This window comes from Micrococcus sp. GbtcB5, assembly GCF_019091605.1.
In the GTDB taxonomy this organism is placed as follows: domain Bacteria; phylum Actinomycetota; class Actinomycetes; order Actinomycetales; family Micrococcaceae; genus Micrococcus; species Micrococcus luteus.
The window spans coordinates 1-232 of record NZ_JAGXJK010000569.1 but is presented as its reverse complement, the minus strand read 5'-3'; the positions used below and the strand labels follow the sequence as shown (position 1 = coordinate 232).

The following is a 232-nucleotide window of genomic DNA, read 5'->3' as shown; positions in this document are numbered from 1 at the left end:
CCGCGAGGGCGATGCCCGGAAGGACACCCTGCACGAACGCGTCCCCGAAGAAGCTCGTCCCGCCCAGCACCAGCCACGTGCCCACAACAGAGCACATCACCACGGCGATGAGTGCGCCGACGAGGGCGCGCTGCTGGAATCCCAACTGGAAGGGCTCGAGCAGCCAGTCCATCCTCAGCCCTCCAGCGCGTCGGCGCGGGCGCGGGCGTTGAGGAGCATGGCCTCGGCGTAG

Annotated in this window: 1 protein-coding gene; it reads right to left on the bottom strand. The window is 69.8% G+C overall.

The genetic code is table 11. The features are described from left to right. Window positions 1–172: metal ABC transporter permease (locus KVS67_RS14320; protein WP_217565595.1), on the bottom strand; the 172-nt coding region annotated here is incomplete at its 3' end. Between the last annotated feature and the right edge of the window lie 60 nt (window positions 173–232).